Origin of the sequence: Trichocoleus sp. FACHB-40 (genome assembly GCF_014695915.1) — a bacterium.
Classification (GTDB): Bacteria; Cyanobacteriota; Cyanobacteriia; order Cyanobacteriales; family FACHB-T130; genus Funiculus; species Funiculus sociatus.
Window position 1 is genome coordinate 41,579 of the sequence record NZ_JACJPF010000035.1, and the last position, 18,664, is coordinate 60,242.

At 42.1% G+C, this 18,664-nt stretch carries 18 protein-coding genes; all 18 read left to right on the forward strand.

Features of this window, described 5'->3' with window-relative positions; genetic code table 11:
- The first annotated feature begins 68 nt into the window (after positions 1-68).
- The 18 genes from H6F63_RS04040 to H6F63_RS04125 all read left to right on the forward strand — a co-directional run bounded on the left by H6F63_RS04040 (position 69) and on the right by H6F63_RS04125 (position 18,660).
- Positions 69-668, forward strand: a complete 600-nt coding sequence (locus H6F63_RS04040; RefSeq protein WP_190635108.1) for a class I SAM-dependent methyltransferase — start codon at positions 69-71, stop codon at positions 666-668.
- Positions 665-1,468, forward strand: a complete 804-nt coding sequence (locus H6F63_RS04045) for a methyltransferase domain-containing protein (protein ID WP_190635110.1) — start codon at positions 665-667, stop codon at positions 1,466-1,468. Before H6F63_RS04040 ends, H6F63_RS04045 begins: the two co-directional genes overlap by 4 nt.
- A 17-nt stretch (positions 1,469-1,485) precedes the next feature.
- On the forward strand, positions 1,486-2,307 hold the full coding sequence (locus tag H6F63_RS04050; protein WP_190635112.1) for a class I SAM-dependent methyltransferase: 822 nt from the start codon (positions 1,486-1,488) through the stop codon (positions 2,305-2,307).
- Entirely contained in the window at positions 2,304-2,993 is a 690-nt protein-coding gene (locus H6F63_RS04055) for a class I SAM-dependent methyltransferase (RefSeq protein WP_190635114.1), read from the forward strand. The genes H6F63_RS04050 and H6F63_RS04055 overlap by 4 nt, the downstream gene beginning before the upstream one ends.
- 2 nt (positions 2,994-2,995) lie before the next feature.
- A complete protein-coding gene (locus H6F63_RS04060) occupies positions 2,996-4,003 on the forward strand; it encodes a glycosyltransferase family 4 protein (RefSeq protein WP_190635116.1) in 1,008 nt (335 codons plus the stop codon).
- On the forward strand, positions 4,000-5,115 hold the full coding sequence (locus tag H6F63_RS04065; protein WP_199297668.1) for a glycosyltransferase family 4 protein: 1,116 nt from the start codon (positions 4,000-4,002) through the stop codon (positions 5,113-5,115). The genes H6F63_RS04060 and H6F63_RS04065 overlap by 4 nt, the downstream gene beginning before the upstream one ends.
- A gap of 181 nt (positions 5,116-5,296) precedes the next feature.
- Positions 5,297-6,442, forward strand: a complete 1,146-nt coding sequence (locus tag H6F63_RS04070) for a glycosyltransferase family 4 protein (protein WP_190635118.1) — start codon at positions 5,297-5,299, stop codon at positions 6,440-6,442.
- The gene (locus H6F63_RS04075) at positions 6,439-7,194 is read left to right on the forward strand and encodes a class I SAM-dependent methyltransferase (protein WP_190635120.1); all 756 of its coding nucleotides are present in this window, start codon (positions 6,439-6,441) and stop codon (positions 7,192-7,194) included. The genes H6F63_RS04070 and H6F63_RS04075 overlap by 4 nt, the downstream gene beginning before the upstream one ends.
- Positions 7,191-8,213 (forward strand): glycosyltransferase family 2 protein, encoded by a 1,023-nt coding sequence (locus H6F63_RS04080; RefSeq protein ID WP_190635122.1) that lies wholly within the window; start codon positions 7,191-7,193, stop codon positions 8,211-8,213. The genes H6F63_RS04075 and H6F63_RS04080 overlap by 4 nt, the downstream gene beginning before the upstream one ends.
- On the forward strand, positions 8,213-9,346 hold the full coding sequence (locus tag H6F63_RS04085; protein ID WP_190635124.1) for a glycosyltransferase family 4 protein: 1,134 nt from the start codon (positions 8,213-8,215) through the stop codon (positions 9,344-9,346). The genes H6F63_RS04080 and H6F63_RS04085 overlap by 1 nt, the downstream gene beginning before the upstream one ends.
- Entirely contained in the window at positions 9,322-10,278 is a 957-nt protein-coding gene (locus H6F63_RS04090; protein ID WP_190635126.1) for a glycosyltransferase family A protein, read from the forward strand. Before H6F63_RS04085 ends, H6F63_RS04090 begins: the two co-directional genes overlap by 25 nt.
- A 4-nt stretch (positions 10,279-10,282) precedes the next feature.
- On the forward strand, positions 10,283-11,110 hold the full coding sequence (locus H6F63_RS04095; protein WP_190635128.1) for a class I SAM-dependent methyltransferase: 828 nt from the start codon (positions 10,283-10,285) through the stop codon (positions 11,108-11,110).
- 107 nt (positions 11,111-11,217) lie between these two features.
- Complete coding sequence (locus H6F63_RS04100; RefSeq protein ID WP_199297670.1) at positions 11,218-12,387, forward strand: glycosyltransferase; 1,170 nt, start codon at positions 11,218-11,220, stop codon at positions 12,385-12,387.
- A gap of 5 nt (positions 12,388-12,392) precedes the next feature.
- Entirely contained in the window at positions 12,393-14,348 is a 1,956-nt protein-coding gene (gene asnB / locus H6F63_RS04105) for an asparagine synthase (glutamine-hydrolyzing) (RefSeq protein WP_190635130.1), read from the forward strand.
- Between the two features lie 54 nt (positions 14,349-14,402).
- Positions 14,403-15,707 carry a nucleotide sugar dehydrogenase gene (locus tag H6F63_RS04110; protein WP_190635132.1) on the forward strand — a complete coding sequence of 435 codons (1,305 nt, stop codon included), beginning with the start codon at positions 14,403-14,405 and terminating at the stop codon, positions 15,705-15,707.
- A 2-nt stretch (positions 15,708-15,709) separates the two neighbouring features.
- Positions 15,710-16,570: a class I SAM-dependent methyltransferase gene (locus tag H6F63_RS04115; protein WP_190635134.1), complete on the forward strand. Its 861-nt coding sequence runs from the start codon at positions 15,710-15,712 to the stop codon at positions 16,568-16,570.
- A 39-nt stretch (positions 16,571-16,609) separates the two neighbouring features.
- On the forward strand, positions 16,610-17,773 hold the full coding sequence (locus H6F63_RS04120) for a glycosyltransferase family 4 protein (protein ID WP_190635136.1): 1,164 nt from the start codon (positions 16,610-16,612) through the stop codon (positions 17,771-17,773).
- Positions 17,761-18,660, forward strand: a complete 900-nt coding sequence (locus H6F63_RS04125) for an NAD-dependent epimerase/dehydratase family protein (protein ID WP_190635138.1) — start codon at positions 17,761-17,763, stop codon at positions 18,658-18,660. Before H6F63_RS04120 ends, H6F63_RS04125 begins: the two co-directional genes overlap by 13 nt.
- Positions 18,661-18,664 lie beyond the last annotated feature (4 nt).

The window sequence follows — 18,664 nt, forward strand, 5'->3', positions numbered from 1 at the left end:
TAAAAAACATTAAGCATTCTATATATAGACTTAAAGAGGATATTCAGTTACAGTTATACCGTGCGTATATGAAACAGAATCTAGGGCTGTTTTCTCAGGAATACGAGCAATATTTAGATGCACAGCTGCAACGTAGTTTCTATAAAAAATCAAATCCCTTACAACTGCATACACGCTTGTTAGTTGATAAGTTAGCAGAATTTAGAAATTTTGCTGAGTGTCATTTTTTATGTATTGGTTGTAGAAATACGGCTGAAATAAATTATTTCAAGAGCCAAGGCGCTAACAAAGTTATAGGTATTGATTTATTTAGTAGTAGCCCTGATATCACGATCATGGATATGCACAAAATGACTTTTCCAGATAATAATTTTGATATTATATACAGCGCTCATTCCCTAGAACACTCTTATGATGTAGGCAAAGTTGTTAGAGAAATTATTCGAGTGGCGAGTCCCGGTGCATTAGTAGCTGTAGAGGTGCCAGTGGAATATAAAGTCAGTAGTACCGATTTAGTGGATTTTGGTAACTTAGAAAGCCTATACGCCATCTTTGACCCGTATATATCGCAAGTGCTTTGGAGTGAGGAACAACCGCCGTTGAGTCCTCAAAATGAACAAGGTACTGCCATCATTCGGACTATATTTGAAATAGACAAGAGTAAATGAAAATTCTAACAAAATTGCGATTTCATTTCAAGAATGGACTTTATCGTTTAACGCCAGGTGGTTATGGATACTACCGGAAACTGCGGCGTTACAACGATTCAGAATATGACCACGAAAGAGATAAACATCCGGTACGAAGTAAACATTATGCTAAAGAAGGTTGGAAACAAGAGAAGCAAGAAGGGTTAACTTATCGAGATTATGAAAATTACGATGAGTATATTACTCATCAAAAACAGAAATTTGAAGAAATAATCAAGATTACAGGAGGCTTTAGCAATCAGGTAATTTGGGAATGGCGCTTGAAGTTTTATCGCCGTTTCAGGCTGCTTACCCAAATATTGCCAAATACTGCTTGCATTGTGTGTGCTGGTGCGAGGCAGGGAACAGAAGTTGAGGTGCTGCGAGACTTGGGGTTTCGTAATGCGTATGGTATTGATCTCAACCCTGGTTCTGAAAATCCACTGGTAAAGATAGGGGATTTCCTGCACATGGATAACGCCACGTCTTCGGTTGATTTAATATATACAAACTGCGTGGATCATGCCTGGAACCTAGAAGAGTTATTTTCTGAACACGCGCGGGTAATCAAACAGGATGGATATGTTCTTTATGACTTATCAATGGATATGAAAGATGGTGGAGGACCATTTGAAGCAGTTGCTTGGGAAAGTGAGGAGGAATTGTTTTTGATAATGTTACGGTATTTTAAAACAGTAGTTCGAGTAGAAGTTGATGGTAGTTGGAAGTGGATATTGCTGCAAGGGAAACGAGAAGGAAAGCCTGTATTGTCTAGTTAAATTAAAGCAGAAAATTTATGAGAAAGGATTATATATTAATACCAAATGAACAGGACGGAGTAGATGAAAGCGCCTTTGTCGAAGACTTTTGGACTCAACGCTGGGAAAATGTGGCGCAGTTACCGCAAGCTGAGTCGGTTGCTAGTCGAGAAGAGTACAAGATTATGCAACCTTTTCTGCAAAAGCTACCAGTTGGCAGTTCCATTTTGGATGGTGGCTGTGGAATGGGAGCGTGGACAGTTTTTTTGACAAATCAGGGTTTTAAAGTAATTGGATTAGATATTAGCGATCGCACGATTATTCGACTCAAGCAATTCTTGCCAAATTATCAATTTATTCATGGAGATATTCGCCAGACTAACTTTAAAAATGCTACCTTTGACGCTTACTTCTCTTGGGGAACATTTGAGCATTTTGAAAATGGTTTAGAAGATTGCATCAAAGAAGCTTATCGCATCCTAAAACCAGGAGGATTTCTATTTGTTAGTGTACCGTTCCAGAACTGGTGGCATATCTTGCGCGATGCTAAAGCCTTGCACAAATGGGATCAAGGCTACGATACGCAGCAAGGCTTTGCAGCACCCCTGCGGTTTTACCAGTGGTGGTTGACTGTACCAGAATTTGAGCAAGAGTTGGCATTGCGAGGGTTCCGGGTGCTGAAAGTGCAGCCAATTGGCCGCTATGAGGGTTTGAGTCGGGCGCTAGTACACGATCTTCACTTGAAGCCAGAAAGTTTAAGCGATCGCATCGCCAAACGACTTCTACACCCAATAATCCCGACACGCTGGATCGGTCATATGCTGATGGCGATCGCGCAGAAAACCGATAATACCTTATGAACGCTCTCGATCCACAGGTAGGAAACCTTTATTACTCTGTACGTCGCTATTTTGTAGACGAATTTTATTTTCGTCACGTTCGCAAAATACCCGCTAGCAGTCGCGTCCTAGATTTGGGTGGCACTAAAATTCAAAAGCGGGGCCAATTCAATATAAATTGTTATGATTTGCAAGTAGTTTACGTTAACATTTCGCCTGCAAAACAGCCTGATGTAGTCGCGGATGCAGCAGCTTTACCTTTTGAAGACGCTTGTTTTGATGTTGTAATTTGCTCTGAATTATTGGAACACGTACCCAATCCTTCATCTGTACTTTGTGAAGCGAATCGCGTACTTCGTGATGGTGGAATTATATTAATTTGCGTTCCTTTTATGTATCGCATTCATGGCGATCCTGATGACTATGGACGTTACACAGATTACTTTTGGCAATGTGCTTTGAAAGAGGTAGGATTTGATGATATTGCAATCGAACGCCAGGGATTATTTTTCTCGGTGCTGGCTGACTTTTTAAAGCAGTATGTGGGTGGGGTGGGTGTTCCCAGACCCTTTGGTAGGGTAACGGTTTGGCTGTTAGCTAAATATCAACGCTGGGCTATGAATTATGAACAGCAACCCCAGATAAAAGCTCATTCATTCTTGCGAAGTTTTACAACTGGTTTTGGAATCGTGGCAGTCAAGAAATAAAGATGCAGCAAAAGTTGGAACCCCACTTACTCCAAAAGCAATTAGTCTCATATCGCCGCAATTTGAGGATTACTTTTGATAAGATTGCATCTCAGTTCAGATCAGCTGATATAGCAATATTTCACGAATTTAGCCCGCCGCCTGGGGGAGGCGGACATCAATTCATGCGGGCTTTGTGGAGTGAGTTGGAACGCCGGGGTTTGCGAGTAGAAAATAATACTATTTCAGCTACGACTCGTGCTTGCTTGTATAATTCTTTCAATTTCGACTTTCAACGGTTGCAGCAGCTGCACCGAAAAGGTTGTCGAATGGTGCATCGAGTAGATGGGCCAATTGGAGTTTATCGGGGACTGGATGATGGAAGCGATCGCTATATCTGGCAAATCAATCAAGAACTCGCTGATGCTACTATCTTTCAATCGCAGTACAGTTTACACAAACATCTGGAACTCGGTTTAAAATTCAAATCGCCTAGTGTAATTATGAACGCGACCAACCCCCAGATTTTTCACCCTCACGGTCGTATAGCGTTTGACCGAAATCGCAAAATCCGTCTAATTTCAACCAGTTGGTCTGATAACCCCAACAAAGGCGCAACCGCTTATAAATGGTTGGAAGAAAATTTAGACTGGGAACGATTTGAATATACATTTGTGGGACGTTCGCCTATTCAATTTAACCAAATTCAGATGTTAGCCCCTGTACCGTCCGAACAATTAGCAAAATTACTTTGCCAACATGATATCTTTATTACTGCTAGCCGCCACGACCCCTGTTCCAACTCGCTACTAGAAGCGCTATCCTGTGGATTGCCAGCAATTTATCTCAACAGCGGCGGTCATCCAGAAATTGTTGGCGAAGCTGGATTTGGTTTCGAGTCTCCGGAAGAAATACCAGCATTGTTAAATCAACTGGTAGATGAGTACGAATATCGACAGTCACAAATAGCTATTCCAACTATAGAGGAAGTAGGCGACCGCTATCTAGCGGCGATGGGAATTCTCATATGAATAACCAATTTCGTGCGGTGGTTCGCCAGTTAGGTCAGCCAATTTTACAAGTAGCAGCTAAACAGGTTACAAGCCACTTTTCACCTTATTCGCGTTTATTTCTCGTTAGCGACTCGCCGTTTTGGGTTCTCTCGTGGGAGATGCGGGAATTAGGCGCGATCGCGCAACATCTCGGCATCCATCAAGCCAACCCCCGATGGCTTAATTATACCCAGAACCAAGCTGTATTTTACGGCAGTCAATTTCTGCTTTTAGGCAATGAATGGACAAAGCGATCGCATCGAGTGGGAACTGCCTATTTTCACGGTTTACCTGGTACTGGCGTGGCTGAATTTGACCAGTGTTACCAAAATCTTTGTCAATTCCACCAGCAAATCCACCGCATTCAAGTTTCCCACAGCCAGATGCGAGATGTAGTCTTAAATTCAGGAATTGCACCAGAAAAAGTTTTTCTAATTCCGATAGGAATTAACTTATCATACTTTCAGATCCAAACCCGCCAATCTCGACAGCAAGCACGAGCAAAATATGGCATTCCAGAGTCAGCAGTTGTAGTCGGGTCATTTCAAAAAGATGGCGTTGGTTGGGACGAAGGAATACAGCCAAAGCTCATCAAAGGGCCTGATATTTTTCTGAAAACAATTGAAATTCTAAAATCCCGCATCCCAGAATTATTTGTACTGCTATCAGGCCCAGCGCGAGGCTATGTTAAAGCAGGATTAGAAAGATTAGGCGTTCCCTACCGTCACTATCTTTTAAATAATTATCCCGAAGTAGGGCAGCTATTTCAATCACTGGATTTATATATTGTCGCATCCCGCCAGGAAGGAGGGCCAAAAGCAGTGTTAGAGTCGATGGCAAGTGGTGTACCATTAATAACAACCAAAGTTGGACAAGCGATCGACTTGGTGCAACACGGAAAAAATGCTTGGATGGTAGACGTTGAAGATGCCGAGGGTTTAGCATATTGGGCAGAGTATGTTATTACAAATAAACCTGAATTGAATAGCGTGTTACAGCAAGGACGAACAACAGCCGAAGCCAACACATATACATCTCAAATTTCCCTATGGCGCAACTTTATGAATGGCTTTGTAGAAGTATCAGTATAGTTTTTCAACGCAAAGAACGCAGAGGTTTACGCAAAGGCACGCCAAAATATCTAAATGCCAATTTATCGCGGATTACTCTGTGTACCTCTGCGCTACCCTTAGCGTACCTTTGTGTTAAAAATAAATAATTTAATTAGTATTAATCAATCAGAATATAGCTTTCTACAAAAAATATTTAGCTATGAGCAGGTTACAAGCAATTAAGAGTCTAATTCCCTACAACATTCGTCTCAAGCTGTACAATTTGAGGCAGCAATGGCAAGATCCTTGGCGTTTGTGGAATATTCTGCTGGCTGGAGTTCCCGACCGAAATCAGGCGTATGTCTATTATGGACATGACAATATTCCCCAACCCGGCGAACTAGCGCGTGGAGGAATCGTTAAATTTCAAGGATTGCAGAAGATTTTACCCAACTCTCCCCGCCGCTTCAATATCCTCTATATGGTCAGTAGTCGGATGCCTGAAGATGGGGTACAGTTAGTTTGGCTAGCGCGGCAAAAAAAGGCAAAATTTGTCTGGAATCAAAATGGGGTAGCGTATCCCGCTTGGCATGGAATCGGTTGGGAAGAGACTAATAAGCCATTTGCAAAGCTGTTGCATTCAGCCGATTATGTATTTTATCAAAGTAAATTTTGCAAAGAGAGTGCCGATAAATTTTTGGGTAAGCGCGAGGGTAAGTGGGAAATTCTTTACAATGCAGTTGATACAAAAGTTTTTACCCCAGCTGATTGTGACCCCAACCCTAAACATTTAGTTCTACTACTGGGGGGAACGCAGTCCCATTACTACCGAGTTGAGTCTGCCATTCGCACGTTAGCCATCTTATCTCATCAGCGTTCCGACGTGCGATTGTTGATTACTGGTAAACTGCGTTGGACTGATGAGACAGAGGCGATGCGGATGACGCAACAACTGGTGACAGATTTGGGTGTAAGCGATCGCGTGGAGTTTCTTGGCGCTTACACTCAGAAAGATGCCCCCGCTATCTTCCGAAAAGCCCACATATTGCTGCATACTCAATACAACGATGCTTGTCCGGGGATGGTCGTAGAAGCGATCGCTTGTGGATTGCCAGTTGTATACTCTCATAGTGGCGGTGTCCCGGAATTAGTCGGAGAAGAAGCTGGTATTGGGGTGCCAACCGAGTTGAGTTGGGAACGGGAGATTCCACCCGACCCGAACGCCCTAGCAGAGGCAGTTCTGCAAGTAGCCGAACAACGGGCGCAATACGCCCAAGCTGCAAGGCAACGGGCAGTAGAAAAATTTGACCTGCGTCCTTGGCTGGTACGGCATCAAGAGGTATTTCAGGAGTTACTCTCAAGGTGAAACAGGCTGTAATTCGGGTTGTCTTACCACTATTCAAACTACTGCCATACAGGTTGTGTCGCGTCCTGTGTAACCTTTGGTTGCAGAGTGTCGCCAATAAAGACCCCAAAACAGCAATGCGTCAATTGCTGGAAGTTGAGAATGGTTTAACTGATCTGATTAATTTTGTGGCAGTGGGTTACGACAATGGCGTACACGTCAAACATCGCCTGACCAAGTATCATGATTTCTTTGTAGACCGCTTGCAGCCTGGTGAACTTGTGCTAGATATCGGTTGCGGAATTGGCGCTTTGGCACATTCTATGGCGACGAAGGCGGATGCTGTGGTGACAGGAATTGATCTGAATGGGGAAAATATTGCCACTGCAAGCCAATTCCAACACCCAAATCTGACCTTTATCCAGGGAGACGCGCTGCAAGAGTTACCGCCACAGCCATTTGAAACAATTGTAATATCAAATGTGCTGGAACACATCGAACATCGTGTAGAATTTCTCAACACCGTACAGGAGCAGGTTTTGCCTCGACGTTGGCTAATTCGGGTGCCAATGATTAATCGCGACTGGCTTGTACCTATGCGTCAAGAATTAGGAATGTTTTATTTTAGCGACCCTACCCACTACACCGAATACACCCAACAAAGCTTTGAAGCCGAAATGCAAGCTGCTCATTTTACTATTACCCACCTCCAAATTAATTGGGGCGAAATTTGGGCAGAAGCACAACCCCAGAAGCGAGCAAACAGACAATGACCCCTCTCGTAAGTGTCCTGATGGCTGTCTATAACGGCGAGAGATATTTAGCAGCAGCAATTAATAGCATTCTGAATCAAACATTTACTAATTTTGAGTTTATTATTATCAATGATGGTTCTACAGATAACACCATAAATATCCTCTCTCAGTATCAAAAATCAGACCATCGCATTCACATTTATCATCAGGGAAACTGCGGACTTACTGCATCGTTGAACAAAGGCTTTCAGTTGACAAAGGGAAAGTACATAGCGCGGATGGATGCTGATGATATCAGTCTTCCCAAACGCCTTGCCAAACAAGTCGCTTTTATGGATGCCAACCCAGAGGTAGGAGTATGCGGAACTTGGCTTAAAACTATTGGTGAAGTTGGTGGTTATGTTGAGAAGTATCCAACCGATTATAAAATCATCAAAGCTTGGTTACTATTCAATTCAGCACTGGCTCATCCTTCGGTGATGATGCGTAAAGAGTTATTTATCAGAAATAATTTATCTTACAATAATTCTCAGTTACACTGTGAAGACTATGGGTTGTGGGTAGAGTCTTCCAAACACTTTCAAATGGTCAATTTAGGAGAAATATTACTGCTTTATCGTTATCATTACTGTCAAGTAACGCAACGCCACAGTCAAGAAGTGGAAGTAACATTTAAACGTCTTATAAAAACTCACCTAGAAAGTTTGGGTATTCAACCTACACAGGAAGAACTGGAAATACATAATTGCTTTCGCACCTTCAATTTTAAACTAAATAAAGATTTCTTTCCCTCTGCTCATGCTTGGCTCTACAAAATTAAAAATGCAAACGATAAAAATTTTATTTACGATGAAGTGGCATTAGCAAACGTTCTCGGTTATCGGTGGTTTTTACTTTGCAATACAGCAACAGAATTAGGATGGTGGATATGGGAAACCTTCTGGCGATCGCCTTTTAGCAAAGCAGCTAATTTAAGTTGGCAGGAGCAGCTTAAATTGGCTGCCAAATGCCAAGCTAAACCTAAAAGAAAATTCTAATGACGAAAATAACTATAGTTATTTCTAATATGTCGTTGGGTGGGGCGCAACGTGTAATTTCTACCCTGATGAACTACTTAGAGGGAAAAGGATGGGACATAACTCTTTTGACTATGGAGCAAAGTTCCACTACTTCTTTTTATTATTTAGAACCATCTATAAAATACTTTCGATTAGGTATAGCAGGGTATTCTGCCAGCTTTTTATCGGCTTTACAAAATAATCTAAAACGTATTTATACGCTGCGACAAAGTATACGCCATAGCCAACCTGATGTAGTAATTAGCTTCGTAGATGAAATGAATGTAGTAGCTTTGCTGGCAACCAGAGGCTTAAATATACCTGTAATCGTATCAGTACGCACCGATCCAGGGGTAAGTCCTTTAAGTAGAAGTTGGCAGCAACTACGTAAGTGGACTTATTCGTGGGCAGATAAAATTGTGGTTCTCACTGAAACTGCAAAAAATTTCTTTTCTCCAAAGTTACAAAGTCGCATTTCTATCATTCCCAATGCAGCTTTACCGCCAAAGGTAGAAAAAAATATATCCGGTCAGCAACTAGCTAAACCAGCGGTGATTGCTGCGGGACGTTTGGCAGAAGAAAAACGCTTCGATTTACTGCTACAAGCTTTTGCGAAAATCAAAGACCGCCACCCGCAGTGGACATTGACAATTTTAGGAGAAGGGGAACTGCGTCCACAATTAGAATCTTTACTAGATAAATTGGGATTATGCGATCGCGTTTATCTTCCCGGTGCAGTCAAGAACCTGTATGAATTTTTACAGCAGGCGGATTTGTTTGTCATGTCTTCCCGCTTTGAGGGTTTTCCTAACGCCCTTTGCGAAGCGATGGCTTGCGGGCTACCTGTCATTTCTACAGACTGTCCTAGCGGGCCGCGAGAGATTATTCGAGATGGCGTAGATGGTATATTAGTGCCAAATGAAGATGTAGAAGCTTTATCCTCGGCGATGGGTCGGCTGATGTCTGATGAAAAAGAGCGTCAGCGTTTGGCTGTCCGTGCTACAGAGGTAATAGAGCGATTTAGTTTAGAAAAAGTCATGGGAATGTGGGAAGCAGTAATTAAGGAAGCGGTCGGAGAAAGTGAGGAATGGAAAAGCAACAACAACTTATAGAACCAGAAATAATCTATCAATATAAATTTACAGTTTTTACGCCTACCTATAACCGTGCTTATACCCTCCACCGAGTCTATCAAAGCCTGAAATCCCAAACTTATCGCGATTTTGAATGGCTAATTATCGATGATGGCTCTACTGATAATACCCGGGAATTAGTAGAACAGTGGCAGCAAGAAGCTAATTTTCCTATTCGCTACATTTATCAAGAAAATCAAGGCAAGTATATCGCCTGGAATCGCGGCGTAGAGGAAGCTAAAGGAGAGTTATTTCTCTGCTTTGATTCCGATGACGAATGCGTTCCAGAGGCACTAGAACGGTTTATATTTCATTGGAAGTCTATTCCCGAAACTCAAAAAGAAAAGTTTTCTTCTGTAGTTTCCTTGTGTAAAGATAGAAATGGTAAGCTAATCGGTACTAAGTTCCCTCAAGATATAACCGACTCAGATTTTTTGTCACTTCAATACAAATTGAAAGTAAAAGGGGACAAGTGGGGATTTGATAAAACGTCAGTTTTAAAAAAATGTTTATTTCCAGTGATTAAAGGCGAAAAACATATTCCAGAGGGAGTTGTTTGGAACGCGGTCGCTCGGAATTACAATACCCGCTTTGTAAATGAAGTTTTAAAAATTGTTGAATATTTGCCTGATGGGTTATCTCGCTGTAAAACTACCTCTAAGTATGCCTGTGGTGTTAAAATTTGGCATAAAAGCCTTCTAAATGAATACACAGACTGGTTTTGGCACGCTCCTTTAAGTTTCTTCCGTTCATCTGTTAATTACAGCCGTTTTTCTTTTCATATCGGTGTTTCTCTAATTCAGCAATTTAAGGCACTTAAGACAGCGCTGGGCAAAGTATTATGGTTAACAGCCTTGCCTTTAGGCTACTTAGTCTACACCAAAGATAAGTTAAAAAATCCGATTAAATGAAGCTATGACCAGCACTTTTGAGCAAGAAGTTAAACAGGGCGATCGCTTTGGGTTTGGGAAAAACTGGCAGCGATTTTTATCAGTTCTCAATGATGAACGCATCGCCGAAGCTGAAAATTCCCTTAAACAAATGCTAGAAGTAGAAAATTTACAAGGTAAAACCTTTCTTGATATTGGCTCTGGCAGTGGTTTATTCTCTCTTGCTGCCCGTCGATTAGGAGCAAGAGTACATTCGCTTGACTACGATCCTACCTCAGTTGCTTGTACGCAAGAACTTAAACGTCGATATTTTCCCGACGTGTCTGACTGGACTATTGAACAAGGTTCAGTGCTAGATGTAGATTACCTTAAATCTTTAGGAAAGTTTGACATTGTTTATTCTTGGGGGGTACTTCATCATACAGGCGCTATGTGGCAAGCACTAGAAAATGTTATTTTGCCTGTTGCTAGTGGAGGAGAGCTGTTTATTGCTATCTATAACGATCAAGGTTATAAATCTGAATTTTGGCGGAAAGTAAAACAATTTTACTGTTCAGGAATTGTCGGAAAAAGTTTAGTTTGTGCATTTTTTGTTCCTTATTTCGTTTTAATTGGTTTCGTTGTAGATTTTCTCAAGTTAAGAAATCCATTTACTAGATATATAGAGTACAAAAAATCCAGAGGGATGTCTCTATTCTATGATTGGTTTGATTGGCTTGGAGGATACCCATTTGAGGTTGCAAAGCCAGAAGGTATTTTTAAATTTTATAGAGATAGACATTTTGTTGTTAAAAATTTGGTAGTAAGTGGTATTAGTTCGGGAAATAATCAGTTTGTTTTTACCAAGAAATGAGGAAAGTTGCTTTTTTGGAAAGTAGACTTAAAGTAATTGAAAGCGCGATCGCTTAACAGGAAAAACTTTATCATCCTTCGATTCGTGAAGCAGATAAATGAGGTAATGTGGCTGAAAGGCAAACCAATGCTCCGGTCAAAAAAATACTATTTCTGACCACTGGTTTGTCAAGCGGTGGCGCAGAGATGATGCTTTATAAGCTGCTGTGTGGGATGAATCGGCAGCGATTTGAGGCTGTTGTAATTTCTTTAATGAATCGCGGTACATTGGGCGATCGCATAGAAGCTTTGGGAATACCTGTTTACACAATCGGGATGCAACCTGGAGTTATAACACCAAAATTAATTTGGCAAGTTATCTCTATTCAAAAACTCCAGCCAGATTTAATCCAAGGCTGGATGTATCACGGCAATTTAGCAGCGCAATTGGCGGGAATTTTTCAGAGAGTTCCTGTATTATGGGGTATCCGTCAATCGCTATATTCTTTGGACTATGAAAAGCCAAGTACGGCGGCTGTAATTCGATTTTCAGCTCAAGTTTCCCAGTTACCAAATAAGATTATTTACAATGCTAAAACAAGTGCTAGTCATCATGAAAAAATCGGGTATTTGAGTAAGAAAACTCTGGTAATTCCCAATGGGTTTGAGACGGAAGCGTTTAAACAATCGCCAGAATTTTACAGTAGCGTTCGCTCAGAACTAGGCATTTCAAAAGAGACTAGGCTAATTGGTTTGATGGGTCGTTACCACCCAATGAAAGACCACCTAAATTTTCTAAAAGCTGCTACTTTATTGTTGAAAGATTATCCTGGCGTACACTTTGTTATGGCTGGGGAAGGAGTTGATAAAAATAACCAGCCTTTGAATAGTTTACTTCAAGAATTAGGGTTGGTTGAGCGATCGCATCTTTTGGGCGATCGCTTGGATATGCCCCGCCTTACCGCCGCCCTCGATATCGCTTGTTCTGCTTCTTATACTGAAGGTTTTGCTAATGTCATCGGCGAAGCTATGTCCTGTGCGGTGCCTTGTGCGGTGACAGATGTAGGAGATTCAGCTTTGATAGTGGGAAATACGGGGCGGGTTGTACCTCCACGCCATCCGGAAGCACTTGCAAACGCCTGGAAAGAGTTGATTGATTTAGGTGCTGAGGGTAGAGCAGCATTAGGGCAAGCAGCACGAGCTAGAGTGATAGAACACTTTTCTCTAGAGTCCGTTGTAGCCCAGTATGAGAAATTGTATGAAAGCGTATTTGCTGAAAAACTCAATCAAAAGGCTTAAATTAAATGTGTGGCATCGCTGGATTTTGGGACACATCTCAAGAAATTAGTACCGACAAAATGCAAGCGATCGCTCAAAAAATGTCGGATACCCTCTTGACACGGGGGCCAGATGATGGCGGCGTTTGGGTAGATGCAGCAGCGGGAATTGCTCTCGGTCATCGGCGCTTAGCAATTGTGGATCTTTCCCCAGAAGGACATCAGCCGATGGTGTCTGGTAACGGGCGTTATGTAATTGTATTCAATGGCGAGATATATAACTATTTAGAATTACGGCGGGAACTGGAACAACTCGGTCATCGGTTTCGCGGACATTCTGATACTGAGGTAATGTTGGCTTCCTTTAGTCAGTGGGGACTAGAAGCAGCCGTCCAGCGTTTTAACGGAATGTTTGCCTTTGCCTTGTGGGATAGAAAAGAGCAAGTTTTACATTTAGGACGCGATCGCATCGGTGAAAAACCCCTTTATTACGGTTGGATTGATAATACGTTCTTATTCGCCTCCGAGTTAAAAGCCTTAAAAGCTTATCCCCATTTTTCAGCAGAAATTAACCGGGATGCCTTAGCTTTATTTCTAAGATATAGCTGCATCCCCGCGCCCTATTCCATTTACCAAGGCATTTACAAACTGCCCCCCGCAAAACTTCTGACTTGGAACGGTTCGCCAACTCGCCCCGATCCAGTGCCATACTGGTGTCTTCAGGAAGTTGCAGAATTAGGCGTTGCCAACCCTTTCCCCGGCACCTCATCGGAAGCTGTGGCAAAACTGGATGCTCTATTACAGGATGCAGTAGCGTTACGGAGAGTAGCAGATGTCCCCTTGGGCGCTTTCTTGTCGGGGGGTATCGACTCCTCCACCGTAGTCGCCATCATGCAGGCGCAAAGCAGCCAGCCTGTAAAAACTTTTACTATCGGTTTTTACGAAAATGCTTACAACGAAGCCCAATATGCCAAAGCTGTAGCCCAGCATATAGGCACCGATCATACAGAACTTTACGTCACCCCGAAAGAAGCGATCGCGGTCGTCCCCAAATTACCGACTTTGTACGACGAACCCTTCGCCGACTCCTCCCAAATTCCCACTTTCCTCGTTTCTCAAGTTGCCAAACAACACGTCACCGTCAGTCTTTCTGGTGATGGGGGAGATGAACTTTTTGCCGGATACAACCGCTATCCTTGGGTACGACAAATTTGGCAGCGAATTGGTTTTTTCCCCCAAAGTTGGCGACAAGCAGTGGCGAATGCTTTAACTGCGCGATCGCCCCAAGCTTGGAACCGCGACTATGCCCGACTTGAGCCATTGCTGCCAAACCAACTCAGGCAACGCCTGCCTGGTTATAAAATGCACACACTGGCAACAATTTTGGCATCAGCCAGCCCGGAAGCTATGTACCAGCAGCTAGTATGCCATTGGCAAGCGCCAGAATCTGTAGTCGTGGGAGCAAAAAAAATCCCCACAATTCTCACCGTTCCGCAACAATGGGCAAAGCTGCCAGATTATATTCAGCAGATGATGTACTTGGATACCGTTACTTATTTACCTGATGATATTCTCACTAAGGTAGATAGAGCTAGTATGGGTTTGAGTTTAGAGGTGCGAGTGCCTTTTCTGGATCATCGAGTCATCGAATTTGCTTGGCAAATTCCGCTGTCTTTAAAAATTCACCAAGGGCAAAGCAAGTGGCTATTGCGTCAAGTTTTGTATAAATATGTGCCGAAAAGCTTAATCGAACGCCCAAAAATGGGTTTTGCCATTCCGATTGATAAATGGCTGCGCGGTGAGTTGCGCGATTGGGCCGAAACATTATTAGATGAAACCAGGTTGCGCCAAGAAGGATTTTTTCATCCTCAGCCAATCCGCCAGAAGTGGGCGGAGTATTTATCAGGCGATCGCAACTGGCAGGAGCATCTATGGGATATCCTAATGTTTCAGGCCTGGCTTCAAGAACAGAAAAACTCTTAACCCTTGTGGGCTGTTGTCTCTACTTAATATAAAATCAACAAAAACACTTAAATAATGAGCGATCAGGCAGTATTTTTAAAAGATAATCGTATTGCAGTAATTGGTCTTGGTTACGTCGGCTTACCTGTTGCCTTAGCCTTTGCTAAAAAATTCCCCGTTACAGTAGGATTTGATATCAACGCCGAGAAAATAAAATCCTTAAAAGAAGGAATTGACCGCACTGGTGAAGTTGCCACAAATGATTTAAAAACTTCTACTATTAAAATTACCTCGGAGCAAGACGACTTATCAAAAGCAAACTTCTTTGTAGTGGCAGTCCCCACTCCAATTGACCGCAACCATCGGCCAGATTTGACACCTCTGATTAAAGCCTCCGAAACCATCGGGAAAGTGATACAACCAGGCTCAATAGTAGTCTATGAATCCACAGTTTATCCGGGAGTAACAGAAGATATTTGCGGTTCCGTTTTGGCAAAAGTATCAGCCTTAAAGCAGGGACTTGATTTTAAGCTAGGCTACTCACCAGAAAGAATTAATCCCGGCGATAAAGCTCATACCTTGGAAAAAATTGTCAAAGTAGTTGCTGGGGAAGATGCCGAAACTTTAGAAAAAATAGCTAAAATTTATGAAAATATTGTGGATGCAGGTGTTTATCGCGCCACGTCTATCAAAGTTGCCGAAGCTGCTAAAGTCATTGAAAATACTCAACGAGATTTGAATATTGCCCTAATGAACGAATTAGCTTTAATATGCGATCGCTTGAATATCCGCACCAAAGATGTTTTAGCAGCTGCTAACACCAAATGGAACTTTTTACCCTTCACACCAGGACTTGTTGGCGGTCACTGCATCGGTGTCGATCCTTATTACCTAACCACAAAAGCAGAAGAATTAGGATATCACCCCCAAGTCATCCTAGCAGGTCGTAGAATCAACGACAGCATGGGCGCATATATCGGACAGCGCCTAGTTAAACTTTTAGTCAAAGCTAACTTACAAATTCAAGGCGCAAAAGTAGGAATTCTCGGACTAACTTTCAAAGAAAACGTCCCCGATTTGCGTAACAGTCGCGTACCTGATATTTTAGCTGAGTTACAACAATTTGGTATTCATCCTTTAATTCACGACCCCTTGGTTGATGTCCGAGAAGCGCAGCAAGAATATAATCTTAAACTAGCAAATTGGGAAGATATGGCTAATTTAGATGCACTCATACTCGCCGTCACCCATGAAGATTATCTAAAATTACCTCGCCAGCAGCTATTGGGTTCTTTGCGTTCTGGAGGTGTTTTTATAGACGTAAAATCTATTTTCGACCCTGCTACTATACCACCTGAAATCCATTACTGGAGTCTTTAGAAATGAGGATAAATTATGTCCCTTGGTGGGGAAAAATAGCTGCAAAAATAGTGCTGACTAGGCTAAAGATTCCATACATTTACTGGAGCAAATTTGGTTTATTTCAGCATGGAGAAATGGATGCTCCAAGCTATGCTTATAGAGTTTTTAAACAACATTTTGATAACGTCAAACTTCCAGAAAAATTTGTAAGTTTAGAGCTGGGACCAGGAGACTCGCTTTTTTCCGCTATAATTAGTCAAGCGTTTGGTGGTTCTACGTCTTATCTTGTTGATTCCGGAGATTTTGCGCGTAAAGATATAGACCTATATCGAGCTATGGCAAATTTTATTACTCAAAAAGAATTACCTACTCCTAACATACAAGAATTAAAATCATTAGAAGAAGTTCTAAATTGCTGTTCTGCTAATTATCTAACATCAGGTTTAACATCTTTACGCACTATCCCCGCTCAATCTGTAGATTATATTTGGTCTAATGCGGTACTCGAACACGTTAGAAAAAAAGATTTTCTCGACACTATGTTGGAATTGCGGCGAATCATCCGCAATAATGGGGTTTGTTCCCATCAAGTTGATCTCAAAGATCATCTCAGTAATGCGTTGAATAATCTCAGATTTCCAGAGCATATCTGGGAAAATGAGTTTATGGCTAACTCTGGCTTTTATACAAACCGGATTCAATATTCCCAAATGTTAGATATTTTCCGACAAGCAAACTTTGATGTAGAAATAATAAAAGTGGAGCGATGGGATAAATTACCAGTACTAAGAGCCAAACTCTCTAAAGAATTCAGACAAATTAGAGATGAGGAACTTTGCATATCAGGATTTTCTGTAAGATTAAGACCTAGTATAAAGTAAAAATATTTATATATAATAATTTATCAGAAGGTTTCAAGAATGAAAGTTTTGCATATCTGCGCCGTTGGCTTTACAGTTAAACATTTGTTATTACCTCAGATTAATTATTTATTGTCCCAGAATTTATCGGTTGAAGTAGCTTGTTCTGCTGGATTAGAAGTAGATAATTTGCGAACGCAAGGATACATTATCCACCCAATCCAGATTGACCGACGACTTGCCCCGTTTTCTAATATTAAAAGCATCTATCATCTAACAAAACTGATGGTAGAGCGTCAATACGATCTAGTTCACGTACATACCCCAATTGCTGCGGTACTAGGTCGAATTGCCGCTAAACTTGCCGGGGTTAAACGTATTGTTTACACAGCTCACGGATTTCCGTTTTACGAACGCTCCTCGCCAAGTCAATACCGCTTCTACTTTGCCGTAGAAAAATTCAGCGCTCTATTAACAGACTTAATCTTGAGTCAAAGTTATGAAGATGTTATAACTGCTCAAAATTTTGGGCTTTGCTCTCCAGAAAAAGTGCGTCACCTCAGCAACGGTGTAGATATTAATCACTTTAAACGCACTCGGATAAATCCCACCGCAAAAGCTGAATTAAAGGCATCTTTGGGCATCGCGAATACCGCTAATTTGCTCATTGGCACAATTGGACGTTTAACCCGGAAAAAAGGTAGTGGATATCTAATTCAAGCCGCAGCGTCGCTATTGCCCGAGTTTCCTAACCTGCATATTCTAGTGATCGGTGGTCAGCTCAGTACCGATCCAGAACAATTTCAAACAGAATTGGTTAAACTAATACACAATTTGGGAATCGAGAAGCACGTTACCCTCACTGGCTACCGAAATGATACACCAGAGCTTTTAGGTTTATTAGACATTTTCACGTTGCCTACCTTCACCCATGAAGGGCTACCGCGCTCTATATTGGAAGCTATGTCAATGGGTTTGCCCATTGTCACTACAGATATTCGGGGTTGTAGAGAAGCAGTGGTGCATGGGAAAACTGGTTTAATTGTTCCACCTGAAGACCAGGATAAGTTAATAGAAGCTTTGAGAATCTTGCTGTCAAACCCTGAACTCAGACAATCTTATGGAAAAGCGAGCCGCGAACTTATTGAATCTAAATATGATGAGCGCATGGTTTTTGAGCGTCTGCAATTTGCTTACCAAGATTTAGGTGTATGGAAAAAATAAAAATACTTCTGACAGGTGCAACTGGTTTGACAGGTACTCTGCTTTTGGAGCAGTTGGCTAAGAATAACCCTAGTGAGACAATCCATTGTCTAGTGCGTCACAGTAGCGATCGCTCCCTACTAAAATTTCTCAACCTCAATCTTTTATACTTAGTAGGCGATAGCGCCACCAGCCAAACCTGGGATGAAATTTTAGCAGAATACGCCCCCAGCACAATTATCCACATCGCCTCAATTCGTCACATCCCTGTTATTCTCAATAGTCTTCAAACAACTACGCAAACACCAAGATTAATCGTAATTGGTACCACTGGTATCTATTCCAAATACAACCAATACTCTGATATTTACAAAAACATTGAAAAGCAGCTGGCTCATTATCCAGGCTCCTACTGTCTCCTGCGACCAACAATGATCTACGGTTCGCACCGCGATAAGAACTTGCACAAGCTGATAAAGTTTTGCGATCGCTACGGCTGCTTTCCCGTTTTTGGCTCTGGTAACTGCCTGCTGCAACCAATCCATGCTCACGATCTAGCAAAAGCGATCCTGTCTGCCTTGGAAAACCAAGATGTTCGAGGTGCTTACGATCTATCCGGTGGTAGCGTCGTCACCTTTCGGGAACTTCTAGCTTTGGTAGAAAAACACCTTGGCAAACCAGTTCGCCCAATTAATTTACCCTTCAAATTAGGAGTTTGGTCGGCTACAGCGCTAGAGAAAATCTTGGGACGGCGATCGCCTGTGCGAGGCGAACAAATTCTGCGCTTGCAAGAAGATAAAACCTATCCCCATGATACTGCTGTCCGGGTGCTTGACTTTTTCCCGCGCTCTCTGGACGTTGGCTTACAGCAAGAAGTAAAGTTACTACGCGATCGAGGAATTATTTAATTCA